The sequence below is a fragment of the Rubricoccus marinus genome, from assembly GCF_002257665.1.
Lineage (GTDB): Bacteria > Bacteroidota > Rhodothermia > Rhodothermales > Rubricoccaceae > Rubricoccus > Rubricoccus marinus.
The window spans coordinates 611335-636609 of record NZ_MQWB01000001.1; the positions used below are offsets into that span (position 1 = coordinate 611335).

A 25275-nucleotide genomic window follows, 5' to 3' on the forward strand; every position below is an offset into this window, starting at 1 on the left:
GCACCTCTGGCGGCGGGCCTCCGTGCCCGTCGCGTCAGGTCTCAACGCCTCTGGCGGGTCCGTCCCGCCAGAGGCGTTTTGCGTAGGGGGAGGCGCGTTTGGGGTGGCCTCTGGCGAACCGCTCGCGCCAGAGGCGGGTAGGAAGCGTCCTCTCTCACTTCCCCTCTCCCCATGACGGTCACCGGATACGGCACCGCCGACCCCCAAACCCCTCTCGCCCCCGTCCAGTTCGAGCGCCCGGACGTCCGCGCAGGCGAGGTCGCAATCGAGGTCACGCATTGCGGCGTGTGCCACTCCGACGTTCACCAGTGCCACGACGACTGGGGCAACACGGTCTGGCCGTGCGTCCCGGGCCACGAGGTCGTCGGGCGCGTCACGTCGGTCGGCGATGGCGTGACGGCGTTCGCCGAGGGCGACATCGTGGGCGTGGGCTGCATGGTCAACTCGTGCCAGACCTGCGAGCCCTGCAAAGCCGGCGAGGAGCAGTACTGCACGGGCCCCCGCGGCGCGACGCTGACCTACAACGGCCCGACCAAGCCCGACGGCACGAACACCTACGGCGGCTACTCCACCGACATCGTCTGCCGCGAGGAGTTCGTCCTCCGCATCCCCGACGCCATCGACCCGGCCGAGGCCGCGCCGATCCTGTGTGCGGGCGTCACGACGTACGCGCCGCTCCGGCAGCACAAGGTGGGCAAGGACACCCGGATGGCCGTCGCGGGCGTCGGCGGGCTGGGCCACATGGCGATCCAGATCGCGAAGGCGATGGGCGCCCACGTCACCGCGCTCACCACGAGCCCCGGCAAAACCGACGACATCAAGGCGCTCGGCGCCGACGAGGTGATCGTGATGTCAGACATCCCGGCGCTCGGCAAGGCGCAGGCGTCGTTCGAGCTCATCCTCTCCACGATCCCCTACGCGCACGACGTGGAGGCGTACCTCAACCTCGTCGCGCACGACGGCGTGCTGCACTTCGTGGGCAACTTCATCCCCACGACGGTCGCGTTCATGCCCATGCTGTTCCAGCGGCGGACCATGACCGGCTCACTTATCGGCGGCGTGGAGCAGACGCAAGAGGTCCTGGATTTCTGCGCCGAGCACGGCATCCGCCCGGAGATCAAGACCATCGCAATGGACGAGATCAACGAGGCGTTCCGCCGCGTGATCGACGAGGACATTCGCTTTCGCCACGTGATCGACATGGACACGCTCCGCAAGGCTGAGCCCTCTGGCGCGACGAAGCTGGATGCGCCCGTCCGCGGCCTTCCCGAGGACGGCGGCAACGCGCCAGAGGCCGCGAAGAGCTAGGCCACAGCCTCTGGCGCCGGGGCTCTCTTCTGGCGCCAGAGGCTTGGCCCGTTCCCATTCTGACCTACGACGTCCCCTCTCCCTCCGGGAGAGGGACAGGGTGAGGGAGCGCATGCGAAGCCGCCGCACCGAGGATCGCCGCAACGGTGGCTTCAGGCTGCTCGAACGCATCGGCGTTCGCGAACCGGAGGACCGTCACGCCAGAGGCTTCGATGCGCCTCTGGCGTTCTGCGTCGTAGCTGGCGCGGGCCGGGTCGTCATGAACAGAGCCGTCCAGTTCTAGGGCGAGGCGAGCGCGGTGGCAGTAGAAATCGACGATGTACCCCTGCAGCGGGTGCTGCCGGCGGAATTTGAGCGAGGCGAGGCGGCGGTCTCGCAGGATCGTCCAGAGCTTGCGTTCGGCCTTGGTTTGCTGCTTTCGTAGCTCTCTCCGGAAGTGAAGGGGATCGAGTCGGCCCATGGGTTGGCTCTCGGGATGGCCCTCACCCTGTCCCTCTCCCAGGGGGAGAGGGGACGTCGTAGGTGAGGGCTGGATATCCTCTGGCGCCAGCGGCTGCAATGCGCTCTGCCGGCTTTGGCGCAATGGCGACGCTCCGCCAGAGGCTACAGCGCGACGATCACGTCCTGAAGCCTCTGGCGGACCTCCTGCGCGACGGCGCCGAGCGCGTCGTTCTCGATGGCGGCCATGCTCGCGACCGGGTCTACCGCCGAGACCTCCGTCTTGCCCTCGCCCACATCGCGGAGGATGACGTTGCACGGCAGCATCGCGCCGATGCGCGGCTCGGCCTGGACGGCTTTGTGCGCCAGAGGCGGGTTGCACGCGCCGAGGATGCGGTAGGCGGGGATGTCCACGTCCAGCTTCTTTTTGAACGTGGCCGCCATGTCGATCTCGGTGAGGACGCCGAAGCCGGCGTCGGCGAGCGCCTCGCGGGTGCGGGCATCGGCGGTGGCGAAGTCGGCGTCGAGGGTGCGGGAGAAGGTGTAGTCAGACATGAGGGCGATGTGGAAAGAGGAACGGCCTCTGGCGCCAGAGGCCTAGAGCTGAACGCGGGCGGTGCGGAGCGGGACCGCTGCGGATGGGTCCGTCCACGCGACGAGGACGCCGTCGCCTGCGGCGACGATCCGGGGGATGCCGCTGGCGCGCGAGCCGTCCATGCGCGCGACCTCGACGGCGTCTCGCGCGGCGCCAGAGGGGGAGACGCGCTGCACAAACAAAACTGCCTCGTCGCCTGAGGTGCCGAGCCAGCTCACGGCGGCGTCGCCAGAGGCGATAAAAGCGACACCGACGCGCCCGAGCGGCGCGCTTCGGTCCAGCGTGGCGGCCTCACCCCACGTCGCGCCGGAATCGCGCGAGAACGCGAGGCGCACGCGGGCGCTGTCGCCCGCGGCGGTAAACCACGCGAGCGCGACGGAGGCGCCTCTGGCGCTCAGCGCCGGGCCGTTGACGGGGCACCCGTTGATGGTCCATCCGTCGGCGTGGGGAACGATGGGCGAGGTCCACGCGCCGTCTACCATCCGAACCACGGCGACGTCTCGGACCTCCGCTTCGCTGCGGTCGCGGTAGGCGACGAGTGGGCCCTCAGGAGTGGAGACGATCGCGGTCGGGCAGCAGTCGCAGGTGCGCACGTCGAGCACGGCGTCGCCTCGGCGCTCGCCAGAGGCGGTCAGCATGGCGTAGCGGAGCGACATCGCGCCCGCGTGATCGCCGTCGTGGCCGCCGGACTGCGCGCGGCCGTCAAGCCAGACCACGCCGGCGCTGCTGTTCGCCAGAGGTGCGACGGAAACGAAGCCGTGCTCGGCGGGCATGCCGTCGTCGTGGAGGAGCGCCGCTGGCGTCCACACGCGACCGTTGCCGACGCTCGCGGCGGCGTCGTAGGCGTACGGGGAGTCGCCGCGGGGGTGCATCGGCAGCGTGTGCGCGAGCAGAAGCGACTCGCTAATGGGGATCACGCCGGGGGTGTCGGCCCAGTTGACGAACCAGTCATCGCCGCTGGCGGCGGTCTCGGGCGTAGACCAAGCGGCATCGCGCCAGAAGCTGTAGCGAAGCGCGTGGCCGTCCGCACCGCGCGTGGTGTCGGGCTCGGTCCACGAGAGGAGCGGCGTACCGCCGGGCGTGGCACTCAGGCGGGGGCGCCCGCTGTCCGCGCCCGCTGGGACGCTGATCTCCGTCACGGCAGGACTCGTAGCCTCTGGCGAGTCGCCGGAGGTGGACGTCGGATCGGCGCAGCCGGCGAGGAGGGCCAGCGCCAGAGGCAGAAGGAATGCGCGCATGGCGTAGGATAGTGCGGTGCGCAGCCCCCGCGTGCTACGCGATGGCGAGAGGGCCTCTGGCGTGCACGGGCCGATCGGGTACAGGCGCGAGGGCGCGCGTCCGAGATGCTAGCCGCCCGGTTCCTCTCCGGGCCACACCACACGCTCCGCTTCGGGGATGACGTTGGCGTCGTGCGCTTCCAGCCACCTCATCACGGGCCCGGCGGTGAGGCCGTGAAGCACGATGGAGACGAGGATCGCGAATGAGGCGGTCGCCCAGAGCACGTCCATGCCCTCGAAGTCCGCGTGGCTCTGGCCGTAGGCGAGGTAGTAGAGCGTGCCCATGCCCCGGATGCCCAGGAACGCGACGGCCCAGCGCCCCGCCCACGGCAGACCGCACCCCACCTGCGCCACGATCCCCGCCAGAGGCCGCACGACAAGGATCACCGCCAGCCCTACGAACGCGGCCGGCCACGTCAGCGCCGCGAGCACGCCAGAGGCCAGGAGGCCGCCGAAGCCCAGCAGCATGCCCACCAAGACGACCTGCTCGATCTGGTCGATAAAGTGGTGCGAGCGCTCGTGGTAGTCGCTCGCGGATTCCCTCTGGCGCGCGGCCACGGCGCCCGCGAAAACGGCCAGGAAGCCGTATCCCTCGGCCATCTCGGCCAGGCCGTAGGCCGCCAGAAGCGTCCCCATCACGACGAGCCCCTCGTTGGTCCCGCCCTCCGATTCGTCGTCGGCGTGGTTGTCGTCGCCGGTCTCGGTCGAACGGTCGAACACCCACCAGCCGCCAAACCGGCCCACGGCAACGCCGACCACGAGGCCCGCGCCGACGCGCCAGAGGACGTCCACCGCCGCCCACTCGGCGAGCCACGGGCCGAGGCCGCTGGCGCCCGCGGCGGCGATCGCGAGGTAGGTAAAAGGGAACGCGAGGCCGTCGTTGAGGCCGGCCTCGACGGTGAGCCCGAAGCGGACATCGTCGCGCTCATTCTCGCCGGGCGGGCCGACCTGCACGCTGCGCGCGAGGACAGGGTCGGTGGGGGAGAGCGACGCGGCGAGGAGAAGCGCGGCCGCTGGCGCGAGGCCGAGCCACGCCCAGCCGAGAAGGGAGACGGCGAGGATCGAGAGCGGCATCGTCACCGCCAGGAGCGGCCACACGTCGCGCCACCCGCGCCCGAACGGGCGGTCGATGGCGAGGCCCGCACCGGCGAGCGAGACGATCACGATAAACTCCGTGAGGTACTCTGCCGCGAGCGTGTGCGCCTCGTTCCCGACGGGATCGAGGAGGGGCAGCCCGAGCGGGAGCGCGAACGCGGCCCATCCCAGCCCGACGTACAGCATCGGCAGGGAGATGGGCAGGCGCCGCAGCCACGGCTGAAGCGCGACGGCGCCCCAGAGCCCGATCCCGAGGAGCACAAAGCTGACGATGCGTGGGTCCATTGGCGCTCAACCCCCGGGCAACGTGCAGGGTTCACGCGCGCCTCTGGCGCCAGAGGCTACTGGCCCTCCAACTCCGCGATCAGCGCCTCCATCTCGGCGATCTCGCGCCGCTGCGCCTCAATGATCTCGTCGGCGAGCTGGCGCACGCGCGGGTCGCGGATCTCGGCGCGCGTGCTGGTGAGGATGGCGATGGAGTGGTGCGGGATCATCGCCTTCATCCACGCCACGTCCTCAACGGTCTGCTGGCTCCGCGCGAGCCACAGCCCGCCCGCGAAGAGGAGGGCTGCTCCGGCGAAGATGGCGACGTTCTTCTTCGCGTCCGTGTACATCCCGAGCATGAACGCCAGCATCACGACCGCCATCGCGGCGCCCATGTAGACGGCCATGAACGCTTTCGTACTGCTCCACCAGATGTGATCGGCGGCGTAGACGGTGGAGTACATAAGCGCGAGCATCACCAGCGTGGAGGTGATGATCATGGCGAAAAAGCGGACGTAGGAGGAGCCTTTCATGAGAGGAAGAGGGGACTTAGGAGAGCTACGGGTTGGACCCCGCTCTAGAGTTCCCGCGAGGGCGAGGTCGCCAGAGGCGCCGCCCTACCAAAACAGGTGTCATCGCGAGGAGCGCAGCGACGCGGCGATCTCGTCACTCAGCGCTCGGCGGCACGAGATCGCCGCGCTTCGCTCGCGATGACAACATCCTGGGGTTCATTAGGCGGTCCATGCGCGCCGCGCCAGAGGCCTCTGGCGGGGTTAGCCCGCGATCTCGTTCAGGATGGGGCAGTCCTCGCGCGCCGTGTCCTCGCCGCCGCAGGCGTTGACGAGCCGCGCCAGCTTGTGCCTCTGGCGCTCCAGGTCGGCGATTTGCGCTTCGGTCTCGCGGAGCCTGTCTCGCGCGGCGTCGCGGACGGCCGCGGCGTCGGCCTGGGGCGAGGCGTTCCACGAGAGGATGGCGGCGGTCTCGGCGAGCGTGAAGCCGAGCGCCTTGGCCCGCGCGATAGCCGAGAGCCGCCCGGCGGCCTCCGGACCGTAGTCGCGGAAGCCGCCCGACGTGCGCGGCGGGGCGGGCAACAGGCCCCGCTTCTCGTAAAAGCGGATCGTGTCCACCGAGACGCCAGAGGCCTCGGCGAGGGCGCCGATGGTCATCCCTGCGTCGGCGTGGAGCCCTCGATGGACGCGTAGACCGAGGCCTCGCCGGTCTTGTCGAGGATCAGCACGTTGTAGGGCTGGCGGAGGTCGCCCTGCTCCATGCCGGGCGAGCCGAGGGGCATGCCGGGGACGCTCAGGCCTCTGGCGTCGGGCTTCTCGGCGAGGAGTTGGCGGATGGGCTCGGCGGGGACGTGGCCCTCGATGACGTAGCCCTCGACGGTCGCGGTGTGGCACGAGCCGAGGTCCGCAGGGACGCCGAGGCTGTCTTTGACGGCGGCCATGTTCTGCACGTCGCGGTTGACGACCTGGAAGCCCTCTTTCTCCAGGTACTCGCCCCAGAGCGAGCAGCAGCCGCAGGTCGGCGATTTGTAGACGGTCACGAGCGGGCCGTCGGCGGAGGTCGGCACGATGGGCGTGTCGGCGGTGGCCGCTGGCGTGGCCGGCGTGGCGGTGTCGACGGGCTCGGGCGCGTCGTCGGGCTGGCAGGCCGCCAGGGGGAGAAGCGCGGCGAGGGCCAGAAGGCGGAAAGAGGACGTCATGGTGTTGGGGGTTGAGAACGAAAGCTAGGGAAGGCCTCTGGCGCTAGAGGCCGGGCGGGGTTGAGCGCGATGCCGTTTAGAGCGTGATGCCGTCGCGGGCGGCGGCTTCGGCACCTACGCGGCGGGCGACGGTCCCGGCGGGGTGGTCCCACCAGCCGGGGTCGGCGTCGTAGGCGACGGGGGTGGGGCGGACTTTCAGGTTGGTGTACATCCCACCCATGGTGATGTATCCGAAGGGGCCCTGTTGGCCCACCATCGGGATGGAGTTGTCCGGAACGGACATGTGGCCCATTTCGATGTGGCGGCCGTGCTCGTCCATCCCGGCCTCGCCCATCGTGGCGTAGCCGGGCGCCAGAGGCTGCACGGCGCGGTCCAGCCTGCGGCTGTCGACGCCGGTCGTGTTGGGCACGTCGTGGCCCATCTGGTTCATCACGTGGTGCGTCATGTGGCAGTGCAGCGCCCAGTCGCCGAGCGCGTCGGCCACGAACTCGACGGTGCGGGTCGCGCCGACGGGCACGAGGACGGTGCTCTCGGGCCACTGGGCGCTGGCGGGGATCGGGCCGCCATCGGTCGCGACCGTTTTCCACGCGTGGCCGTGGACGTGGATGGGGTGGTGGTCCATCGGCGAGAGGTTGCCGAAGCGGATCCGCACGCGGTCGTTGTGACCCACGACGAGCGGGGCGGTCCCGGGGTAGGCCTGCCCGTTCATGGTGAGCAGGTTGAAGTCGCTCATCACGTTGGGGTCCGGGCGGCTCGTGCCCGGCTCCACGTACCACTCGTGGAGCATGATCGCGATGTCGCGGTCCACGCCTCTGGCGCCAGAGGCCTTCGGGTGCACGATGAACATGCCCGTCAGGCCGAGCGCGATCTGCGTCATCTCGTCGTGATGGGCGTGGTACATGAACGTCCCGTTCTGCTTGAGCGGGAACGCGTAGAGGAACGTCTCGCCCGGCCCGATCACGGGTTGGCTGAGACCGCCCACGCCGTCCATCCCGCTTGGCAGGAAGACGCCGTGCCAGTGGACCGTCGTTGGCGTGGACAGGTTGTTCGTGACGTAGATCCGCACGTCGTCGCCCTCGACGCCTTCGAATGTGGGGCCGTGGACCTCGCCGTTGTAGCCCCAGCAGGTGGCGGTCAGGCCGGGCGCGAACGTGTGCTCCACCTCGCCCACGGTCAGGTGGTAGACCCACGCACCGTCGTCGGCGCGGCGCCCGGTGATGGAGGAGCCGTTGGGGGTGTAGACGCGGGCGGGGCGGTCGCCCTGCCACTTCGTGGCGAGGGACTGGGGATTGGGGGCTGGGGACTGGAAAGCCGGCCGGGCGCCAGAGGCCTCTGGCGTGGTCGCGGAGGTGGGCGCCGCCTCTGGCGCGAGGGTGGTGTCGCGGGCGGTGAGGGAGTCGGCGGCGGCTTCGGGGTCCCAGCGGACCGGGAGCGCGGCGGCGCGGCGGCCGCCGAGGGCGAAGCCGCCAATCGCGGCGGCGCCAGAGGCGAGGAGGTCGCGTCGGTTCATAGCGGTGCGGGTCAATGGCCCGCCTCGGGCGCGGGCATGGCGCCAGAGGCGGAGGGCAGGGCGGAGGCGCCGAGGTCGGGCATCCGGCCGGCGAGGAGGGCGTCGAGGTCGGTCCGGGCGTCCCAGTAGGCCGCGAGGGCGTCGGCGTAGCGTCGGGCAGCGTCGGCCTCGGCCTCTTGCGCGAGGAGCAGGCCGAAAACGCCGGTCTGCATGGCGTTGTACTGGCGGAGGGTCTGGGCCGTGAGGTCGGCGCGGAGCGCCAGGAGCACGCGTTGGTACTGGAGCGCGACGCGGCGCGTGGCGCCCAGCCGGGAGGCGAGCACGCGCGTGGCCGAGCGCACGTCGACGGCCGTCGCGGCGTAGTCGGCGCGGGCGCGGCGGAGCTCGGCGTGGAGGGCGGCGCGGCGGGCCTGGCCCTGGTCGAACAGGGGGAGCACGATCTCGGCCTCGGGGCCGGCTTCCCACTCGCCGTCCTCGCGTTCGAGTTCGCCGCCGAGTTCGAGGTCGGGCAGGATCGCAGCGCCTCTGGCGAGTCCGAGGCGCCCGGCGACGGCCTCGGCGTCGTAGCGGGCGGCCTGGAGCGCGAGGCTGGACTCGAGCGCGCGCGCTTCGAGCGCGGCCACGTCGAGCGTTTCGCCAGAGGCCTCTGGTGTGTCTGCCTCTGGCGAGACGGGTTGCGCCAGAGGCTCGTCGTCCGGGACCGGCATCAGGCGGCCACCCAGCCGGTAGTCGCTGGCGGAGAGCCCCATCGTGCGGGTCAGTCTCTCGCGCGATTCCATCGCGGCCTGTTCGGCCAGGACGAGGTCCAGCCGGGTCCCTTCGTAGCGGGCCTGCTCGGCGAGCACGTCGGCGGCGGGGATCGTCCCGGCTTCGCGCAAGAGGAGCGCGGCGGTGTAGGCGGCCTCGGCGCGGGCGGTGATCTCGGTCTGGAACGACAGGCGGAGGCGGTCGGCCTGGGCGCGCGTGTAGGCGCTTCGGGTGCGTGCCGCGAGGTCGAGCACGGCCTCGGCCACGCGGACGCGCGCGGCGCCGTACTCGCTGCGGGCGACGCGCCGGCGCATCGGGATCCAGAGCACGTCCAGAAACTCGAAGGCGACGTTGAAGCCGAGGTCGGGCGCGCCGCCCTCGTCCAGCCCCCACAGCGCGCGTCCGCCGAACACGGGGTTGCCGAGCAGGCCGGCCTGGACAAGCGAGGCCTGGGCGACGCCGAGGTCTTCGTAGGTGGCCTGGAGCCGCCGGTTGTTCAGGAGCGCGATCTGGACCGCCTCGTCGGCCGAGAGCGAGTCCGCCAGAAGCCGCTCGACCGCGGCGTCGGCCTCGCGGTCGGCGTCGGCGTCCATTCGCCAGAGGACGGGCGCCTCGGCGCGGCCGTCGAGCGTGGTGCGGAGGTCCGCTTCGGCCTCGTGCGGCCGGACACCCGCGCAGCCGCTCGCAAGAAGGGCGAGGAGGAGCAAGCCCGCGACGCCGCCGGAGCGGAAGCCCGGCCTCTGGCGCCGGAGCCGTGAGGCATAGCCGTGGCGAGGCGCTCTGCACCCCTCCCTCTGGTCTGGGAGAAGGGCGGCGCCGAAAGGAGGACCCGGGTTGCTCTCGCTCCCCCGACCGTCATTCCCGCGCAGGCGGGTATCCAGGATGGCGAGCGCCAGAGGCCCTCGCGCGCTCGAGCCGGTCAGGGAAACCGAGGACTGCGAGGAGCAGCACCCGGCGCGCGTCTGCGGCACTGCGGATCGGCTCGTGGGATCGCCCGGTACTCTGGATTCCCGCGTCCGCGGGAATGACGCTGTAGGGGGAGGCGTGTCAGGAAGGGACGTGGAGGAGCTGAGAGTCGTCATCCGCTGTGATCCATCGTCTCGTGGCTCATCGCGGGCGCGGGCATCGCGCCAGAGGCGGGGGCGGCCTCTGGCGGGCCCATCCTCATGTCGTCCGCGCGGGCGGGGACGGCGGCGCCGCGCGTGCCGCAGGCCAGCATCCGAGACCCGAAGTACGGGTTCTGCGTTTCGGTCCCGCGCTGGAGCCACACGCCGCCCTCGGGGAGGTCGGAGCGCATGCCGCAGGAGAACCGCGAGAGGCCGTAGCCCGCAGGCGCGCCGTGCGCCTCGACGAGGGCGACGAACGGGGCGCTAAGCGCGCCAAAAGCCTCTCGCGCCGCGTCCAGGTCTTCGGCGTCCGCAAGCACGAACGCGTGCGTTTCCACCGCATCGACCTCGGCGCTGCGCATGTGCCAGAAGTGCGGGTCCGCCTCTGGCGCCTCCTCAGCGGCAAAGCTCCACGCGTCGGCAAAGGCCAGCGCGTGATCGGCGACACCCTCGAAGGCGCCGCGAGCGAGGGCGCTCTGGATGGCGAGGTAGGCGTCGAGCGCGTCTCCCAGAGCGGACGGCGCGGCGGCGGTGTCGCCAGAGGCCTCTGGCGGCATCGGGGCGTGGCCGGCTGCAGCGTGGTCCGCCGGGGCGTGGCCCATCGCGGCGTGATCCGCCGGCATCGCGCCAGAGGCAGATCGACGCAGCGGGGCGGGGAGGACGGGCTGGGGCGCCCGCGCCAGAGGTGCGAGCGAGACGAAGGCCTCTGGCGAGGCGGGAGGCGCCGACTCCAATAGGGCGGGCGGCGCGGCGCACCCGGCGAGAACGCCGAGCGCGAGCAGAAAGCGGGACATGATCCTGAGGGCAGGCGGACGCCAGAGGCGACCGCAGAGCAGGGCCGGGCGACGTGCCCGGACGACCAGCGCCGCGTACGGGCGCGGCGGAACGACGCGTCACGGCGACGCGCGGAGCCCTCAGGTCAGGAACCGACCGAGCAACAGGTGGACGCGGAGCCGGGCCTCTGGCGGAGGGGCGGGCTCGGGCGTCGGGGCTGGCGCCTCGTCGGTCGCCAGAGGCGCTTCGGAGACCGCTGCCAGCGGCACACTTGGAGGCGCGTCAACCGTCAGCGTGGGCACGACCGGCGCGGGGGCGTCGGCGGCGCAGCAGGCGGAGAGGCAGTCGGCGTCAGGCTCCGGCTCAGGCGCCGGGGGCTCGTCGTGACACGGTGCGGCCTCTGGCGCGGGCGCCATGTCCATCGCGCCGTGGTCCATCGCCGCTTCGTGCGTCTCGGCCTCTGGCGCCAGCGGCTCCGCGTGCGGGCACAGCGCGCTCGCGGCGGGGCCTGCGACGAGCGCGAGGACCAGCAGCGTGGCGAGGCGAGACGAACGGCGGAACGTGTGGAGCACCAGGGGGAGCCGGGTATCTTGACGACGAACGTACTACCCCGCTCTGCTATGTGCCGGTTCCTCTCTCTCCTTTGCCTCTTCTCCCTCGTGCCTCTGGCGTCTCCCGCCGGAGCGCAGGACGCGCCAGAGGACCCCGTCGTGCTCGTCATCCACGGCGGCGCCGGGACCATCACGAAGGCCAACATGACCGACGCGCAAGAGGCCTCGATTCGCGCCTCGCTGGAGGCGGCGCTGAGGGCGGGCCACGCCGAGATCGAAGCGGGGCGCCCGGCGCTGGACGCCGTGGTCGCCGCGATCCACCTCATGGAAGAGGACCCGCAGTTCAACTCCGGCCGCGGCGGCGTCTTCGCCGCCGACGGGACGGTCCGCCACGACGCGTCCATCATGGACGGCGCGACGGGCATGGCCGGGGCCTCGTCCAACACGCAGCACGTGCGCCACCCGATCTCGCTCGCGCGGGCCGTGATGGAGAACAGCCCGCACGTGCTCCTGACCGCCGAAGGCGCCGAGGAGTTCGCGCTGCAGCAGGGCCTCGAAACCGTGCCCAACACGTACTTCCACACCGCGAGCCGCCGCGCCGCGCTGGACCGCGTGCAGCAGCGTGAGCGCGAGGCCATGAACGACGCCACCGGCGCCAACGGCGTGCCTCTGGCGCCAGAGGCGGGCACGCCCGCATGGATCGCGCCCGAGGACTGGCAGATGAAAGGGACCGTCGGCGCCGTCGCGCTGGACAACGGCGGGCACCTCGCGGCCGGCACGTCCACGGGCGGCATGACCAACAAGCGCTGGGGCCGCGTCGGCGACAGCCCCATCATCGGCGCGGGGACCTACGCCATGGACGAGACCTGCGGCGTGAGCGCGACCGGCCACGGCGAGTACTTCATCCGCCTCGCTATCGCGCACGACATCGCGGCGCGTGCGAAGTACCTCGGCGAGACCTGCGCCGAGGCCGCCGACCACGTGATCAACACCACGCTGACCGAGGCCGGCGGGACCGGCGGCGTCATCGTGCTGGACGCCTCTGGCGAAGCGGGCCTCCCGTTCAACACGGAGGGCATGTACCGCGGGACCATCACGCGCTCCGGCAAGGTGATGACGGCGATGTACGGCGAGTAGCGCCTCAGGCGCCAGAGGCCTCTGGCGCGTGGGCCGCTCGGTAGACTGCGATCGCCTCGGCCACGCGCTTGAGGTCTCCTGAGACGCGCGTGTGTGGGACATCGAAGGTCTCAGATTCCGTCCGCACCGTTAGCGTTTCTGCGCCGTCCTTCCATTGGACCTGTGTTTCCAGCACGGACGGCCAGGCGAGCCGTTTCGTGGTGCCTGCGGCTGCGAGGTACATCCCCTCGGGGGTGAGGGTGACCGCGGGGTGGTGCGCGAGCGCCCACCGGTACTTCGCACGGTACGCGAGAGCTGTCGCGATAAGGATCAGGAGCCCGAAGAGGAAAGCTTGTGTTGGGCTTGAGATCGTTCGCCCGATGTGCGGCGGCTCGCTAACGAAAACGCTCGGTGTGAGGACCATGACGCCACCCAGTGCTGTCGCCATGCAGGCGAGCAGCGTCGCGGGAAAGAGGCTTGCGCGCGAGTCCGCGAAACGGGTCGTGACAAACGGATCGACGGTCGGCACGAAGAGCGGTGTAGGAGCTAAGGGGCGGAGGCGAGGTCGCAAAATATCCGGCAGGCCCTCGGTGTTGGTTTCGCCAGAGGCCGACCTGCTGTGGACCGCTCGCCAGCGGCTCCGCCAGAGGCCCTCGGTCAAAAAGGTGCCAAACGTGCGCGCCTGCGCATGCCGTTCACAACTGCGGCCGCGTGTTGTCGTTGTTTGGGCCACAGCGTCGTTTGGCCGATATGTTCAGCCCTCACGACTGCGAGGACCCGATGCCCCAGCCGCTCCACACCCCTTCTGCCTCTGACCGCGCCTCGCTGCGCGGCGGGAATCCGTTCGGCCTCTCCGAGCGCGAGCGGGACGTGCTCGGTCGGATCGTGCAGCGGTTTATCCAGAGCGCGTCGCCCATCGGCTCCAAGGCCCTCGCGGACGACTTCGAGCTGTCCAGCGCCTCGCTCCGCAACACGATGCGGACGCTGGAGGAAGCGGGTTTCCTCGGGCACCCGCACACGTCGTCCGGCCGCGTGCCCACGCAGCAAGGCTACCGGCTGTACGTGGATGAGCTGATGGACGTGCGCGGCCTCTCCTCGCGCGACGCCGACCTCTTGCGCGACACCGTCACGCGGCGCCTGGGTGACCTGGAGGCCGTCGCGCGGGACTCCAGCCGCTTGCTCGGCCGGCTCGCGCAGCTCCTCGGCGTTGTCCTTACGCCGCGTCTCTCGACGGGCGTGTTGGACCGCCTCGAAGTCGTGCCGCTCTCCTCGCACCGCGTCCTCTTCGTACTCGCCATCCGCGGCGGCTTCGCCCGGACCGTGCAGGCCGAGGTCGAGATCCCGGTCGATACGAACCACCTGGACCGCGTGGTGCAGCGCCTCAACGAGCGACTGAGCGGCCTCACGCTAGACGAGATCCGCCAGACCGGCGCCGACCGCCTCCACGACCTCGCCTCTGGCGACCAGACCGGCGTCGTCCGCGTGGTCCTGCGCGAGGCGCCCGACCTTTTCCGCGACCCGTCCCCCGAGCGGCGCGCGTCGATCAGCGGCGCGCAGCACATTGTGAGCCAGCCCGAGTTCTCCGCGCCCGAGACCGTCCGCGAGGTCGTCGAACTGGCCGAGAGTGAGGACGTGGTCGTGCACCTGCTCGAAACGCCGGCGCTCGTGGACCCCTCCGCGCCCGAGAAAGCCGTGGTCCTCATCGGCCGCGAGACCGAGCACTCCAGCGGTGCCTACTCCATCGTTGCCGCGCCGTACCGGCAGGGCGGCGCCAGAGGCGCCGTGGCCGTGATCGGCCCCACCCGCATGGACTACCCCCGCGCCGTCGCCCTCGTGGAGCACGTCGCGGGCCTCCTCACCGATTCCCCCGACTAACCTCACCTCGGATGCCGACCGACCCCAACGTCCCGACCTCCGGGCCTCTGGCGCCAGAGGCGCAGCCCGCTGGAACGCCCCCCGCCGGGGCGCAACAGGACGGCCCCGGCGCATCGGTCCGAGACGACGTACGCAACCAGATGAAACAGGACGACCCCGCCGACGTGGCCGTAAACGCCGTGGACGAGCTGGCCGAGCAGGCCACCGAAATGGAGCGCCTCCGCGAGGAGAACAAGTCGCTCCAGGACCAACTCCTCCGCCGCGCCGCCGAGTTCCAGAACTACCGCCGCCGGACCGACGAGCAGCGCAGCGCCGATGAGGCCCGCGCCCGCGATTCCATTTTGGTCCCCTTCCTGGAGATCTACGACGATCTCCGCCGCTCGCTCGACGCCTCGCGGCGGCAGGGCAAGCAGGACGGCGAGGGCACGTCGCCAGCGTTCGAAGCACTCGCCGAGGGCATCGAGCTCGTGTTCAAGAAGTACGGCAGCACGCTGGAGAAGATGTGCGTCGAGCGCATCGAGGCCACCGGGCAGCCGTTCAGCGAGGACCTCCACGAGGCGATGATGCAGCAGCCCGCTCCCGACGCCGACACGCCTTCGGGCACCGTTCTTGCGGAAATCCAGCCCGGATACCGCATCGGCGACCGCATTCTGCGCCACGCGCGCGTCATCGTCGCCGGATAGCGCCGACCTCCGCCTCGCGCCTCTGGCGCACCCCTATGGCTACCGAGACCACTGACTTTTACGAGATCCTAGGCGTCGAGCGCGACGCGTCGCCAGAGGCCATCAAGAAGGCCTACCGCAAGCGCGCGATGGAGTCGCACCCGGACCGCAACCCGGGCGACGCCGAGGCAGAGCGCCGCTTCAAGGAGGCGGCCGAGGCGTACGAAGTCCTCTCCGATGCCGACAAACGCGCCCGTTACGACCGGTTTGGCCGCCAGGGACTCGGCGGCGCGGCCTCTGGCGGAGGCGCGGGATTTAACGACATCTCGGACATCTTCTCCGCCTTCTCCGACATCTTCGGGCAGGACCCGCGCTTCAGTGGGGGCGGCTTCGGAGGCGCCCGGCGCCGTCGCGGCCAGGGCCGTCCGGGCTCGGACCTCCGCGTCCGGCTGGAACTCACGCTCGAAGAGATCGCCGAAGGCGTGGAGCGCCAGCTCAAGCTGCGCAAGTTCATCGCCTGCGAGGTGTGCGATGGGTCGGGTGCCGAAAACGGAGACGCGGGGTTCGAAACGTGCCCCACGTGCGCCGGCCAAGGCGAGGTCCGCACCGTCACCAACTCCATTCTCGGCCAGTTCGTCAACGTCCAGCCGTGCCCCACGTGTGCGGGTGAGGGCCGGATCGTCGTAGACAAGTGCTCGGTCTGTGAGGGAGAGGGCCGCACCAAGGGCGAGGAGACGATCACGGTCGAAGTGCCTGCGGGCGTCTCGGGCGGGCACTACCTCCAGATCCGTGGGGCCGGCAACGCGGGCGTCCGTGGCGGCGCACCCGGCAACCTCCGCGTCGAGATCAACGAAACGCCCCACGAGGACTTCGCCCGCGACGGCCTCGATGTGCTCCACGACCTGCACCTCTCGTTCCCCGATGCCGCGCTCGGCACCGAGGTGGACGTGCCCACCCTCCGCGGCCGCGCCAAGCTCCGCATCGATCCCGGTATCCAGAGCGGGCGCGTTCTCCGGATGCGCGGACGGGGCCTCCCCGAGATCGGCGGCGGCCGCAAGGGAGACCAGATGGTCCACGTCCACGTGTGGACGCCCCAAACCCTCTCGCCGGCGCTTACGGAAGCGTTAGAGCAGCTCCGTTTGGAGCCCGAGATGACGCCCAAGCCAGAGAGCCGCGAGAAGCGCTCCTTCTTCTCGCGCGTGAAAGACGCCTTCGCGGGCTAGCCTCTGGCGGAACGGCCCTGGTCACGCCAGAGGCCTCTGGCGCGGCGGAATCCCCGCCGCGCATCGGGCGGTACAGGGGGGCATGGACGCCACGCCCCACGACCCCGCCCCGACCGATCAGGCCGCCGAGCGGCCCGGCTCTGTCCCCGCTGACGGGGAGAGCCTGCGCGAAACGCTCCGCCAATGGGCCTCGCCGGTCGTGGTGGTGACCTGCGTCGGCGCCAGAGGCGCGCGGGGGGCCACGATCGGCTCGTTCGCGAGCGCGAGCCTCGCGCCGCCGCTCGTGACGTTTAACGTGACGCACGGCACGCGCTTCCACGAAGCGCTAGAGACGGCGCCGAGCTTTGCGGTCCACCTCCTCGCGTCGGAGCAGGCGGACACAGCCGCCCGCTTCGCCATTCCAGATCTAGAGGACCAGCTGGAAGACATTGCGCACTGGCCCACTTCGCGCGGCCTGCCTCTCTTGGACGGCACGCTCGGGATTCTTCTCTGCCGACCGCACGCGCGCGTGGAGATCGGAGACCACACGCTGGTTGTCGGTCGCGTGGAAGAGATCGTGCCCGGGCGCGAGGGCGACCCACTGCTCTACCTCCAGCAGTCGTATCGCGGCGTCGGAGCGGAGGTCTAAGCCTCTGGCGCCAGAGGAGAGTTGTCTGTGTCGGGCATCGGTTGTCCGTCGTACGCGCCGAGGCCGAATAAGGCGTAGTCGTAGCGGCAGGGATCGCTGGGGTCCATCGCGCGGCAGGCGGCGGTGAGCTCAAGCGCCGCGCGCCAATCGTCGTACGAGCGCTGAAGCAAGCCAAGCCGGCGGGCTTGCCGCCCAGTGTGCACATCTAAGGGGAGAAGCAACTGCGACGGCGCGATGCCGCGCCAGAGGCCGAAGTCAACGGGGCCGGGCCGCACCATCCAGCGCATGTACATCGAGAGGCGCTTGCAGGCGCTGCCCGTCTCTGGCCGCGCGAGGTGCTTCTTCAGCCGCGTCGGCGTGCCCGGAACGATGGTCATAAGCGTCTGGGACAAGCCTTGCAGCGCTGGGCCGATGTGCGGAGCCTCTCGCGGGAGGTGCGCAAGCGCGAGGGACTCGATAGAACCGTAGCGCTTGAGAACGGCTTGGAGCGCGAGCGTGAGCGCGACCGCGTCGCCAGAGGTGAACGTGCGGTGCTTGAAGCCGTCCAGCCTGTGGCCGTCGCGAGAGGCGTCAAACGTGCGCACGAACCGCGCAGGGGCGTAGTCCATGCGTTCCATCAGCTCCGCCAGCTTGGCGAGCATGATGTTGCGGCGTCCCCACGCGAGAACGGCCGCAAAAAGCCCGGCCACCTCTCGGTCGGCCGGGCTCTCGAACGCGTGCGGGATGGAGACGGGATCGTCTCCTATAAATGCTGTCCGCTCGTAGCGCCCGACGAGCGCGTTCAATTCTGCGCGCAACGCCTCTGGCGGAGGCGGAACGGCAGGGAACGACGCGGCGGGGTCCTTCGAAGCAGGCAGCGGTCGGCTCACTCCTCGTCGGCGGGGCGGCCCATCGTCTTCGGCGCGGCACCAGAGTCGTCGGACTCCTCGCCAGAGGCCTCTGGCGTGTTCACGTTGTGCACGTCCTCGCCTGCGGCGGTCGCGCGAGCCTTTTCGGCCTCTTGCGCGGCGACGGCCTCGGGGTCGCGCTCGACCTCCAACGTCACGTCGGCCACGAGGGCGGCGGCGGCGCCCACGGCAGCGAGCATCGGGTTGAGAAGGAGTGCCGCGGCGCCAAAGCCGGCCCCGACGGTGAGGGGAATCTCGAAGAGCGTCTTCTCCCCCTTGCGGAGCGAGATGCGACGCACGTTGCCTTCTTCAATCAGCTCGCGCACCTTGTCGACGATCTGGTTGGAGGCCACCTTGACCTCTTCGACGGCGACAGCGGCGCGGTCCTTGGCGGTATCGGCGAGGCGGGACGCCTCATCTTGGACGTCTTTCAGGGAAGGGCGGGAGCTCATGGGCGTGTGGGGGAGAGGGGAGCGCTCTCCACGGCCAAGCGCGCCGTTTTGTTTCGGATGTGGAGGAAGAGACACCCCACCCGTTTCGAATCGGAACGGTCGCCAGAGGCCCAGTTCTGCGCCCTCTGACGGGCATTCGGGCATGCGTGGGCATTCGGAAGGGCCGCAAGCGCAGGAAAACGCACCCTTTGGACTGTTTATACCGCTGATGTCGGGGTGGCACGCGCCAGAGGCCTCCTTCGGCACGGCTCTGGCAAGAGGCCTCATCACGAACGGGACGCCACCCCACGGCGCCCAGATTGAATCCGGGTCCACTCTGGGCCCTTCACTCCGGGGCGCCACGCTCCAACCAATACACCCCCAATATCATGGGCCAGCAGCAGCTCCTCCTCCTCGTCCTCGGCATCGTCATCGTCGGCCTCGCGGTCGTCGTCGGCATCCAGGCATTTGGCGAGAACCAGCAGAAATCCAACATCGACGCGATGACCAATGACGGCATCCGCATCGCATCTGACGCCCAGGCCTGGGCGCTCAAGCCTCAGGCATTCGGCGGTGGTGAGGGCAACTTCTGCTCGAACGGTGCCGCCGATGACGACACCCCTATTACTCTCGCTCTCCTCGGCGTTGACGCTACGAACGTGAATGGTACGTACACGCTCGCAAACACTGCCTGCACGGGTATCACCATCACCGGTGCTAGCGGCAGCAGCGATGCTGAAGTCGTCGTGACGGTTGTGGGTACGGACGCTGATGACATCAGCACGGCGGTCTTCCCTGACGGTCAGTAGGACCAAAGGGGCAGTACGAGCACACTTGGTGTTCAGCCTTTCCGGCCCCCAACTGCTAGCAGTTGGGGGCCGATCTGTAAACAGAGTCAATTCCGCCGGGCATCACCCCTTGCACTCATGGGACAGCAACAGCTATTTCTTCTCGTTCTCGGACTCGTCATCGTCGGCCTCGCTGTCGTCGTCGGATTGCAGGTGTTTGAGGGCTCGAACCGTCAGAACCAAGCTGATGACGTTCTGAACCGAAACGTCCGCCTCGCGATGGACGCCGTGAGTTGGCGCGCCCGAGCGACCGTTCATGGCGGCGGCGGAAACGGCTCCTACGCGCCTCTCGCGGACGGCGGATTTGAGGTCATGGGGGTAGAAGGAAACGTGTACGCTACCGAACACGCCATTCTCAGCGCGACTGGCACAACGCTCGAGATCGTCGGCGTGAGTTCCGCGTCTCGCGGCGTCGGCGCGTACGTCCGCGTCGAGGGCAACCGTATTGCGGAGTCCTACAGCGCCATCGACGGGTCCATCACGCTGCCGTCCGATTGACGGCCTGAGCTAGCGCCTCTGGCGCCAGAGCCTGCACTCCGCCAGAGGCTCACGTGAGGTGATCCAGTCCGTGCACGCCGAGGTAGTCCACTACGTCCTTGACGCGCTGCGCACTCTCTCGGTGGCAGACGAGGACCGCGTCCTCCGCGTCCACCACGACCGCGTCCTGTAAACCCACGAGGACCAACATCCGGCCCGGGCCCGCTTTGGCGTAGGACCGGCTGGTGTGGTGGAAGATCACATCGCCCTCGGCCACGTTGCCCGCCTCGTCCTTCTCGGCCACGGCGTGCACTGCGCGCCAATCGCCGACATCGCTCCAGCCGAACGCGCCGGGGACGACCCACACGTGGCGGGCCTTTTCCATGATGCCCACGTCGATGCTGACCTTGGGCGTCCGCTCGTAGGCGCGCGTGATGGCCTCTTGCGCAGGGCTGCTCGCCAGAGGCGCGAACAGGGCGTGGATCTCGGGGAGGTGTTCCTCCATCTCGGCAAGGATGGCGTCGGCTCGCCAGATGAACATGCCGGAGTTCCAGAGGAAGTCGCCGGCTTCGACGAACCGCTCAGCAGTCGCGAGGTCAGGCTTTTCGGCGAACGTCATCACGCGGTGCGCCTCTGGCGTGGCCGCGGGGCCGTCGTCGCTTACGCCATCGGTCTCGCCGTCGGCGTCGTACTGGATGTAGCCGTAGCCCGTCTCGGGGTGCGTAGGGCGGACGCCGATGGTGACGAGTGGGAACGCGCCAGAGGCCCCGTCCGCCTCTGGCGTCTCGGCGCGGCGGACGGCTTCGCGAACGACCTCTTGGAAGCGCTTGACGTTTTGGACGAGGTGATCCGCGGGGAGGATCAGCATCGTCGCGTCCGGGTCCAGGCCGTGCAGGCGCGCGGCGGCAAAGGCGATGCACGGCGCGGTGTTCTTCGCGATCGGCTCGGCGAGGATGTTCTCGGCCGGGACAAAGGGAAGGTGCTCCTGCGTCTGCTCTACGTAGTCGGCGTGGGTGACGACAAAGATCCGCTCGGGCTCGACGAGGCCCTGGAGCCGGGCGGCGGTGTTCTGGATCAGCGAGGTGGGGCCGAGGACGTCGAGGAACTGCTTGGGCGTGGCGCGGCGGCTGCGCGGCCAGAAGCGGCTACCGACGCCGCCGGCCATGATCACGGCGTAGAGGGACATAAGGGGGCGGTCAGAGGGGACGGCCAAGATAGGGAGCGGGCCTCTGGCGCTCGTGCGTCGACAGAGGCCTCGCGCGCGGCCACCCGCAGCCGCTATTCCGTGCCGGTGGCCTCGGGGAAGTAAAAACTCTCCAGCATCGCGAGGTACTCCGCCAGCGGCGGCAGGCCGACCTCGGCGCGGCGCGCGTCCACGGTCTCCGGGTCCGCCAGAGGCGACACGAGGATCTCGCCCTCGGCGCCAAACCCGGCCTGCGTGCCATACACCTGCGGTTCGCCCTTGCCGACGAGCACGCGGTCGAGGAGGAGCGCGTAGCTCTGGCCGTGGAGGTCGCCCGAACGGTAGGCGGCCTCGACGAGCGGGAGAAGCCGCTCCTGCGTGGCGGTGTCGCCGTGCTGGAGGATCATGAACGCGGCGTTGCTGCCGTCCATCCCCACGAGCGCCGCGCCGGGCCAGCCGTGCACATCCACGATCTCGACAACGCGCGCGAGGTGCGCCGCGTCGGTCGCGACCATTTCGGCGAGGAGCGCGCTGTCGGGCTCGGCGATGCCGGCTTCGATCAGCCTCTGGCGGATGGCCTGGTCGGCCTCGTACATACTCAGCAGCTCGGAGCGGAGCGCGGGGTCTGTGGCGCCAGAGGCCTCTGGCGAGGACTGCGCGGCGGCCGGGAGGGCGAGGATGAAGGCGAGAGCGAGGAGGATGGCTTTCATGGGAGCGGGGGTGTGGGGTGTGAAAAAGGCAGAGCGATGGCAGGGAAGGCGGGATTCCGCTTCCTGACCCGGGGGTGTTGGGGCCTTGGTTAGAGGCTGAGCCGGTCTCGCAGGGCGGCCGCGCGGCGGCGCGAGAACTCGACCTCGGTGCCGTCGGTCAGGCGGACCAGAAGGCCGCCGTTGAGGGCGTCATCGATCCGCGCGATGTGCGCCAGTCCGACGAGTTGCGCGCGGTTGGCGCGGGCGAAGTGTGCGGGGTCCAGGCGGTCTTCGAGCGCACCCAGCGAGCGGAGCACGAGCGGCGACTCTTCGCGCCCATCAGCGCCGGTGAACACGAAGCGGGTGTAGTTGCCGACCGACTCGAACAGCCGCACGTCGCCCAGGCGGACGAGGTGCATCCGGGCGCCGTCCTTGACGAACACGCGGGAATCGGGACCGAGCGGCGCCTCTGGCGAGGTGGCGGCGCCAGAGGCCTCTGGCGTAGCGTCGCGCCGCGAGAGGCGGGCGACGGCCTCGGCCATACGGGCGGGCTCGACGGGCTTGAGCAGGTAGTCCAGCGCGCTGACCCGGAAGGCCTCCAGGGCGTGCTCGTCGTAGGCGGTCACAAAGACGACCTGGGGCGCGGCGTCCAGGCCCGCGAGCCATTCGAAGCCGGTCCGGCCGGGCATCTGGATGTCGAGGAAGACCACGTCGGGTGCCTCGCCAGAGGCGGCCAGGCGGGCGAGTGCGGCGTCGGCCTCGTCGGCGCTGCCGGCTTCGGCGACGATCTCTACGCGGGGGTGATCCCCCAGGAGCGCGCGCATCTCGCGCCGCGCCAGAGGCTCGTCGTCTACGATCAGGGCGCGGAGGGTCTCAGGCATCGGAGCGGAAGGGGAGGCGGGCGCGGGCGGTGACCCGGTCGGCGTCGTGGGAGAGGGAGAGATCGGCGGCGGAGCCGTAGAGGAGAGCGAGGCGCTCGCGGGCGTTGGCGAGGCCCGTCCCAGTCCCGCCTGCGACCTCTGGCGCGGAAGCCCGAGGCGCAGCGGGGTTGGTGACGTCGAGCGTGAGCACGTCGCCAGAGGCATGGGCGCGCACGGCGATCTCGCCGCCCGCCTCGCACCGCGCGACGCCATGCTTGGCGGCGTTCTCGACGAGCGTGAGCAGCAAGAGCGCCGGGACCTCGGCGCCAGAGGCCTCTGGCGCAACGTCCCACGACACGCGGAGCCGGTCGCCGAAGCGGATGGCTTCGAGATCGAGGTACGGCCGGACGAGAGCCAGTTCGGCCTCCAGCGTGTGCGTCGCCTCGCGGCCCGCCTTGAGGGTCTGGCGCAAGAGGCTGGAGAGGAGCGTGACGGCGCGGCGGGCCTCGTGCGGCTCGTCCAGCACGAGCGCGCGGATGGAGTTGAGCGCGTTGAACAGGAAGTGCGGGTTGAGCTGCTGGTCGAGCGCCTGGAGCCGCGCTTCGGCCAGGCTCGCGCGGAGGACGAGCCGGTCGCGCTCAGCGTCGCGGAAGCGGAAGGCATAGACCGCGAGGTAGTAGACCACGGCCCACGCGCCGAACACGATGGCGTTGAACGCCGCGCCGCTGACCGTCACCACGTCCACGCGGACGGGCGGCGGAGCCGTGGGCGCCAGAGGCCCGAAAAGGAGGTCGCTCCCCGCCACGACGAGGTTGCTGAGAACCGACACCGCCGCCCCCAGGGCGATCACGGTCGGGATAACGCGCAGCAGCAGCGCCGCCAGGGGCCGGTCGGGCCATGCCCATCGCGAGGACAGCCGGTGCAGCACGTGCGTCGCGGCGATGTTGAGCGCCAAGCCGCTGGCGACAAACGCCGCGAGGCGGCCGGGCCCGATGGACGGCAGCCCGCCAGAGGCCACGCCGACGACCACGAACAGCGCGTGGAACAGCGCCCAGCCGAGAAGCTGGCAGGCCCAGTAGAGGCGGCGGCGGGTGGAGGAGATCGGCATCGGGTCGGCGGGTGACAGGAGGAGGCTACCGCGCCGGGCCTCTGGCGTCGCGGCGAAAGGGACGAGCGGTGCGAGGCCGTGATAAGCGGTGCGGCCTCCACCTCTAGCGCCAGAGGCGGAGGCCGCACCGCTCCGTGGCGACCCGCTGCGTCCGCTCGCCCTACGGTCGCGGACCCTGTCCCCCTCGGAGGGGGGACAGAAGAGATCGCCGTTCCAGGCGCATCTCTTCAGGGAGCTCTCAGAACGCAGCGGAGCCCGGCCTCTGGCGCCAGAGGCCCGGGCCGGCTTGCTTCCCGTACCCCGTACCCCGTACCCCGTACCCCGTACCCCGCCGACCTGCGCCAGCGGCCCCTCGCGCAGTCTCCATTCAAGCCGTCGCGCGGGTCTGCCGATCCCGAATGGGCGCGACCTTAACGCAGCGTTCCGGGCACCCGCCCGAGATTGGCCGCCTCTGGCGCCGCCAGAGGCTCTCCTTGCACTCGCTTTTCGCGCCTCGGGCGCGGCCCCCAACCTTCCGCAACATGAACATCGCAGTCGTCGGCACCGGATACGTTGGCCTCGTCGGAGGCACCTGCTTCGCCGAAATGGGCAACCAGGTCATTTGCGTCGACATCGACGAGTCCAAGGTCGCCAAGCTCCAGAGCGGGACCGTGACCATCTACGAGCCCGGCCTGGAGGTCTATTTCGACCGCGGCATCCGCGAGAACCGCCTCTCGTTTACGACCGACCTCGCGGAGGCATTGGAGCCCGCCGACGTCGTCTTCCTCGCGCTCCCCACGCCGCCCGCCGAGGACGGCAGCGCCGACCTCCAGTACGTGCTCGGCGTCGCCGACGACATCGGCAAGCTGCTCGCCGCCAACCCGGATTGGGGCTACAAGGTGCTCGTCGACAAGAGCACGGTCCCCGTCGGCACCGCCCGCCGCGTGATCGAGGCCGTCGAGGCGCACGGCCTGAAGGCCGGCGAGCACTTCGACGTGGTGAGCAACCCCGAATTCCTGCGCGAGGGCGTCGCCGTAGAGGACTTCATGAAGCCCGAGCGCGTCGTGATCGGGACCGACTCCGAGCGCGCAGGCGAGATCATGACGCGGCTCTACGAGCCGTTCGTCCGTTCCGGCAACCCCATCATCGTGATGGACGAGGAGAGCGCCGAGATGACGAAGTACGCGGCCAACTCGCTGCTCGCGACCAAGATCACGTTCATGAACGAGATCGCGAACCTCTGCGACTTGGTCGGCGCCGACGTGGACAAGGTCCGCCGCGGGATTGGGACCGATAGCCGCATCGGCTCCAAGTTCCTCTACGCCGGGATCGGCTTTGGCGGCTCCTGCTTCCCGAAGGACGTGCAGGCGCTCCACCGCACGGCGCGAGAGGAGGGCTACGAGTTCCGCATGCTCCAGGCCGTCCTCGACGTGAACGACGACCAGAAAACGGTTCTCGTCCCGCGCATCACCGCTGCGCTCGGCGGCGAGGACCTGACGGGCAAAACCATCGGCATCTGGGGGCTCGCCTTCAAGCCGCACACCGACGACGTCCGCGAGGCTCCGGCCCACGTCGTGATCCGCGAGCTCGTCGCCAGAGGCGCCTCCGTCCAAGCATTCGACCCGGAGGCCGTCGAGACGACGCAGGCCGCTTTTGAGCACACGCCGCTCGAAGGCCCTGGGAGCCTCACCTACTCCGAGAGCGCCTATGCCGCCGCCTCTGGCGCCGACGCCCTCGTCGTCGCAACCGAGTGGCCGGAGTTCCGCCGCCCCGACCTGGATCGCGTACGCGAGAGCATGAAGCAGCCGCTCGTCTTCGACGGCCGCAACGTGTTCGACTCGAAGCGCATGGCCGAGCTCGGCTTTACCTACTCGTCCATCGGCCGGCCCTCGTACGAGGCGGCAACGGTCGAGCGCGGCGCGACCGCCTAGTTCGT

28 protein-coding genes are annotated in these 25275 nt (G+C 70.2%); 10 read left to right on the top strand and 18 right to left on the bottom strand.

What is annotated here, in order from left to right; genetic code table 11:
• Positions 1 to 22: 22 nt before the first annotated feature.
• Both BSZ36_RS19645 and BSZ36_RS02345 read left to right on the top strand, forming a co-directional pair.
• The gene (locus tag BSZ36_RS19645; RefSeq protein ID WP_218827526.1) at positions 23 to 175 is read left to right on the top strand and encodes a hypothetical protein; all 153 of its coding nucleotides are present in this window, start codon (positions 23 to 25) and stop codon (positions 173 to 175) included.
• Complete coding sequence (locus tag BSZ36_RS02345; RefSeq protein ID WP_094545616.1) at positions 172 to 1308, top strand: NAD(P)-dependent alcohol dehydrogenase; 1137 nt, start codon at positions 172 to 174, stop codon at positions 1306 to 1308. Before BSZ36_RS19645 ends, BSZ36_RS02345 begins: the two co-directional genes overlap by 4 nt.
• Before the next feature lie 64 nt (positions 1309 to 1372).
• Here BSZ36_RS02345 and BSZ36_RS02350 read toward each other — a convergent pair whose 3' ends face one another.
• From BSZ36_RS02350 to BSZ36_RS02400, 11 genes are all read right to left on the bottom strand, one after another.
• Positions 1373 to 1768, bottom strand: coding sequence for an endonuclease domain-containing protein (locus BSZ36_RS02350; protein ID WP_094545619.1), 396 nt, complete (start codon positions 1766 to 1768; stop codon positions 1373 to 1375).
• Between the two features lie 143 nt (positions 1769 to 1911).
• Entirely contained in the window at positions 1912 to 2301 is a 390-nt protein-coding gene (locus BSZ36_RS02355) for a DUF302 domain-containing protein (protein ID WP_094545622.1), read from the bottom strand.
• Between the two features lie 42 nt (positions 2302 to 2343).
• Positions 2344 to 3579: a sialidase family protein gene (locus BSZ36_RS02360; protein ID WP_094545625.1), complete on the bottom strand. Its 1236-nt coding sequence runs from the start codon at positions 3577 to 3579 to the stop codon at positions 2344 to 2346.
• A gap of 108 nt (positions 3580 to 3687) precedes the next feature.
• Positions 3688 to 4998 (bottom strand): cation:proton antiporter, encoded by a 1311-nt coding sequence (locus BSZ36_RS02365; RefSeq protein ID WP_094545628.1) that lies wholly within the window; start codon positions 4996 to 4998, stop codon positions 3688 to 3690.
• A gap of 56 nt (positions 4999 to 5054) precedes the next feature.
• On the bottom strand, positions 5055 to 5510 hold the full coding sequence (locus BSZ36_RS02370) for a DUF305 domain-containing protein (RefSeq protein WP_094545631.1): 456 nt from the start codon (positions 5508 to 5510) through the stop codon (positions 5055 to 5057).
• A 240-nt stretch (positions 5511 to 5750) separates the two neighbouring features.
• The gene (locus BSZ36_RS02375; RefSeq protein WP_094545634.1) at positions 5751 to 6143 is read right to left on the bottom strand and encodes a heavy metal-responsive transcriptional regulator; all 393 of its coding nucleotides are present in this window, start codon (positions 6141 to 6143) and stop codon (positions 5751 to 5753) included.
• Positions 6140 to 6685, bottom strand: coding sequence for a DUF411 domain-containing protein (locus BSZ36_RS02380; protein WP_094545637.1), 546 nt, complete (start codon positions 6683 to 6685; stop codon positions 6140 to 6142). The genes BSZ36_RS02375 and BSZ36_RS02380 overlap by 4 nt, the downstream gene beginning before the upstream one ends.
• A 76-nt stretch (positions 6686 to 6761) precedes the next feature.
• Positions 6762 to 8195 (bottom strand): multicopper oxidase family protein, encoded by a 1434-nt coding sequence (locus BSZ36_RS02385; RefSeq protein WP_143536726.1) that lies wholly within the window; start codon positions 8193 to 8195, stop codon positions 6762 to 6764.
• A gap of 11 nt (positions 8196 to 8206) precedes the next feature.
• Positions 8207 to 9649 (bottom strand): TolC family protein, encoded by a 1443-nt coding sequence (locus tag BSZ36_RS02390; protein ID WP_179270977.1) that lies wholly within the window; start codon positions 9647 to 9649, stop codon positions 8207 to 8209.
• A 371-nt stretch (positions 9650 to 10020) separates the two neighbouring features.
• Complete coding sequence (locus tag BSZ36_RS02395) at positions 10021 to 10842, bottom strand: DUF3347 domain-containing protein (protein WP_094545642.1); 822 nt, start codon at positions 10840 to 10842, stop codon at positions 10021 to 10023.
• Between the two features lie 120 nt (positions 10843 to 10962).
• The gene (locus BSZ36_RS02400; RefSeq protein WP_094545645.1) at positions 10963 to 11394 is read right to left on the bottom strand and encodes a hypothetical protein; all 432 of its coding nucleotides are present in this window, start codon (positions 11392 to 11394) and stop codon (positions 10963 to 10965) included.
• A 48-nt stretch (positions 11395 to 11442) separates the two neighbouring features.
• Between BSZ36_RS02400 and BSZ36_RS02405 the strand changes: the two genes are divergently transcribed.
• The gene (locus tag BSZ36_RS02405) at positions 11443 to 12510 is read left to right on the top strand and encodes an isoaspartyl peptidase/L-asparaginase family protein (protein ID WP_094545647.1); all 1068 of its coding nucleotides are present in this window, start codon (positions 11443 to 11445) and stop codon (positions 12508 to 12510) included.
• A 4-nt stretch (positions 12511 to 12514) separates the two neighbouring features.
• Here BSZ36_RS02405 and BSZ36_RS02410 read toward each other — a convergent pair whose 3' ends face one another.
• Positions 12515 to 13018 (bottom strand): hypothetical protein, encoded by a 504-nt coding sequence (locus tag BSZ36_RS02410; RefSeq protein ID WP_094545649.1) that lies wholly within the window; start codon positions 13016 to 13018, stop codon positions 12515 to 12517.
• Positions 13019 to 13269: 251 nt separating this feature from the next.
• Here BSZ36_RS02410 and hrcA point away from each other — a divergent pair, with 251 nt between their 5' ends.
• The 4 genes from hrcA (at position 13270) to BSZ36_RS02430 (ending at position 16877) form a co-directional block, all read left to right on the top strand.
• The gene (hrcA, locus tag BSZ36_RS02415) at positions 13270 to 14364 is read left to right on the top strand and encodes a heat-inducible transcriptional repressor HrcA (protein WP_179270978.1); all 1095 of its coding nucleotides are present in this window, start codon (positions 13270 to 13272) and stop codon (positions 14362 to 14364) included.
• Between the two features lie 11 nt (positions 14365 to 14375).
• Positions 14376 to 15047, top strand: a complete 672-nt coding sequence (locus tag BSZ36_RS02420) for a nucleotide exchange factor GrpE (protein ID WP_094545653.1) — start codon at positions 14376 to 14378, stop codon at positions 15045 to 15047.
• 35 nt (positions 15048 to 15082) lie between these two features.
• Complete coding sequence (gene dnaJ, locus BSZ36_RS02425; RefSeq protein WP_094545655.1) at positions 15083 to 16249, top strand: molecular chaperone DnaJ; 1167 nt, start codon at positions 15083 to 15085, stop codon at positions 16247 to 16249.
• Between the two features lie 82 nt (positions 16250 to 16331).
• Positions 16332 to 16877, top strand: coding sequence for a flavin reductase family protein (locus BSZ36_RS02430; RefSeq protein ID WP_094545657.1), 546 nt, complete (start codon positions 16332 to 16334; stop codon positions 16875 to 16877).
• On the opposite strand, the gene BSZ36_RS02435 is transcribed toward BSZ36_RS02430, so the two are convergent.
• Positions 16874 to 17746 carry a TIGR02757 family protein gene (locus tag BSZ36_RS02435; RefSeq protein ID WP_218827527.1) on the bottom strand — a complete coding sequence of 291 codons (873 nt, stop codon included), beginning with the start codon at positions 17744 to 17746 and terminating at the stop codon, positions 16874 to 16876. The genes BSZ36_RS02430 and BSZ36_RS02435 overlap by 4 nt on opposite strands.
• Positions 17743 to 18216, bottom strand: a complete 474-nt coding sequence (locus tag BSZ36_RS19185; RefSeq protein WP_179270979.1) for a DUF4342 domain-containing protein — start codon at positions 18214 to 18216, stop codon at positions 17743 to 17745. The genes BSZ36_RS02435 and BSZ36_RS19185 overlap by 4 nt, the downstream gene beginning before the upstream one ends.
• Positions 18217 to 18584: 368 nt before the next feature.
• Here BSZ36_RS19185 and BSZ36_RS02445 point away from each other — a divergent pair, with 368 nt between their 5' ends.
• Positions 18585 to 19004 carry a hypothetical protein gene (locus BSZ36_RS02445; RefSeq protein WP_094545663.1) on the top strand — a complete coding sequence of 140 codons (420 nt, stop codon included), beginning with the start codon at positions 18585 to 18587 and terminating at the stop codon, positions 19002 to 19004.
• Between the two features lie 117 nt (positions 19005 to 19121).
• A complete protein-coding gene (locus tag BSZ36_RS02450; protein ID WP_094545665.1) occupies positions 19122 to 19541 on the top strand; it encodes a hypothetical protein in 420 nt (139 codons plus the stop codon).
• A gap of 49 nt (positions 19542 to 19590) precedes the next feature.
• Here the strand turns inward: BSZ36_RS02450 and BSZ36_RS02455 are convergent, their stop codons facing one another.
• From BSZ36_RS02455 to BSZ36_RS02470, 4 genes are all read right to left on the bottom strand, one after another.
• Positions 19591 to 20706, bottom strand: a complete 1116-nt coding sequence (locus tag BSZ36_RS02455) for a mannose-1-phosphate guanylyltransferase (protein ID WP_094545667.1) — start codon at positions 20704 to 20706, stop codon at positions 19591 to 19593.
• A 92-nt stretch (positions 20707 to 20798) separates the two neighbouring features.
• The gene (locus BSZ36_RS02460) at positions 20799 to 21413 is read right to left on the bottom strand and encodes a DUF6624 domain-containing protein (RefSeq protein WP_094545669.1); all 615 of its coding nucleotides are present in this window, start codon (positions 21411 to 21413) and stop codon (positions 20799 to 20801) included.
• Positions 21414 to 21502: 89 nt separating this feature from the next.
• Complete coding sequence (locus tag BSZ36_RS02465) at positions 21503 to 22273, bottom strand: LytR/AlgR family response regulator transcription factor (RefSeq protein ID WP_094545671.1); 771 nt, start codon at positions 22271 to 22273, stop codon at positions 21503 to 21505.
• Positions 22266 to 23360, bottom strand: coding sequence for a sensor histidine kinase (locus BSZ36_RS02470; protein WP_094545673.1), 1095 nt, complete (start codon positions 23358 to 23360; stop codon positions 22266 to 22268). The genes BSZ36_RS02465 and BSZ36_RS02470 overlap by 8 nt, the downstream gene beginning before the upstream one ends.
• A 521-nt stretch (positions 23361 to 23881) precedes the next feature.
• Here BSZ36_RS02470 and BSZ36_RS02475 point away from each other — a divergent pair.
• Positions 23882 to 25270 (top strand): UDP-glucose dehydrogenase family protein, encoded by a 1389-nt coding sequence (locus tag BSZ36_RS02475; protein WP_094551115.1) that lies wholly within the window; start codon positions 23882 to 23884, stop codon positions 25268 to 25270.
• Positions 25271 to 25275 lie beyond the last annotated feature (5 nt).

What these genes read in the sequence shown, in the direction of transcription:
- BSZ36_RS02345 (WP_094545616.1), top strand. Translation starts at nt 172, where the DNA reads ATGACGGTCACCGGATACGGCACCGCCGACCCCCAAACCCCTCTCGCC.
- BSZ36_RS02350 (WP_094545619.1), bottom strand. Translation starts at nt 1,768, where the DNA reads ATGGGCCGACTCGATCCCCTTCACTTCCGGAGAGAGCTACGAAAGCAG.
- BSZ36_RS02355 (WP_094545622.1), bottom strand. Translation starts at nt 2,301, where the DNA reads ATGTCTGACTACACCTTCTCCCGCACCCTCGACGCCGACTTCGCCACC.
- BSZ36_RS02360 (WP_094545625.1), bottom strand. Translation starts at nt 3,579, where the DNA reads ATGCGCGCATTCCTTCTGCCTCTGGCGCTGGCCCTCCTCGCCGGCTGC.
- BSZ36_RS02365 (WP_094545628.1), bottom strand. Translation starts at nt 4,998, where the DNA reads ATGGACCCACGCATCGTCAGCTTTGTGCTCCTCGGGATCGGGCTCTGG.
- BSZ36_RS02370 (WP_094545631.1), bottom strand. Translation starts at nt 5,510, where the DNA reads ATGAAAGGCTCCTCCTACGTCCGCTTTTTCGCCATGATCATCACCTCC.
- BSZ36_RS02375 (WP_094545634.1), bottom strand. Translation starts at nt 6,143, where the DNA reads ATGACCATCGGCGCCCTCGCCGAGGCCTCTGGCGTCTCGGTGGACACG.
- BSZ36_RS02380 (WP_094545637.1), bottom strand. Translation starts at nt 6,685, where the DNA reads ATGACGTCCTCTTTCCGCCTTCTGGCCCTCGCCGCGCTTCTCCCCCTG.
- BSZ36_RS02385 (WP_143536726.1), bottom strand. Translation starts at nt 8,195, where the DNA reads ATGAACCGACGCGACCTCCTCGCCTCTGGCGCCGCCGCGATTGGCGGC.
- BSZ36_RS02395 (WP_094545642.1), bottom strand. Translation starts at nt 10,842, where the DNA reads ATGTCCCGCTTTCTGCTCGCGCTCGGCGTTCTCGCCGGGTGCGCCGCG.
- BSZ36_RS02405 (WP_094545647.1), top strand. Translation starts at nt 11,443, where the DNA reads ATGTGCCGGTTCCTCTCTCTCCTTTGCCTCTTCTCCCTCGTGCCTCTG.
- hrcA (WP_179270978.1), top strand. Translation starts at nt 13,270, where the DNA reads ATGCCCCAGCCGCTCCACACCCCTTCTGCCTCTGACCGCGCCTCGCTG.
- BSZ36_RS02420 (WP_094545653.1), top strand. Translation starts at nt 14,376, where the DNA reads ATGCCGACCGACCCCAACGTCCCGACCTCCGGGCCTCTGGCGCCAGAG.
- dnaJ (WP_094545655.1), top strand. Translation starts at nt 15,083, where the DNA reads ATGGCTACCGAGACCACTGACTTTTACGAGATCCTAGGCGTCGAGCGC.
- BSZ36_RS02430 (WP_094545657.1), top strand. Translation starts at nt 16,332, where the DNA reads ATGGACGCCACGCCCCACGACCCCGCCCCGACCGATCAGGCCGCCGAG.
- BSZ36_RS19185 (WP_179270979.1), bottom strand. Translation starts at nt 18,216, where the DNA reads ATGAGCTCCCGCCCTTCCCTGAAAGACGTCCAAGATGAGGCGTCCCGC.
- BSZ36_RS02445 (WP_094545663.1), top strand. Translation starts at nt 18,585, where the DNA reads ATGGGCCAGCAGCAGCTCCTCCTCCTCGTCCTCGGCATCGTCATCGTC.
- BSZ36_RS02450 (WP_094545665.1), top strand. Translation starts at nt 19,122, where the DNA reads ATGGGACAGCAACAGCTATTTCTTCTCGTTCTCGGACTCGTCATCGTC.
- BSZ36_RS02455 (WP_094545667.1), bottom strand. Translation starts at nt 20,706, where the DNA reads ATGTCCCTCTACGCCGTGATCATGGCCGGCGGCGTCGGTAGCCGCTTC.
- BSZ36_RS02460 (WP_094545669.1), bottom strand. Translation starts at nt 21,413, where the DNA reads ATGAAAGCCATCCTCCTCGCTCTCGCCTTCATCCTCGCCCTCCCGGCC.
- BSZ36_RS02465 (WP_094545671.1), bottom strand. Translation starts at nt 22,273, where the DNA reads ATGCCTGAGACCCTCCGCGCCCTGATCGTAGACGACGAGCCTCTGGCG.
- BSZ36_RS02470 (WP_094545673.1), bottom strand. Translation starts at nt 23,360, where the DNA reads ATGCCGATCTCCTCCACCCGCCGCCGCCTCTACTGGGCCTGCCAGCTT.
- BSZ36_RS02475 (WP_094551115.1), top strand. Translation starts at nt 23,882, where the DNA reads ATGAACATCGCAGTCGTCGGCACCGGATACGTTGGCCTCGTCGGAGGC.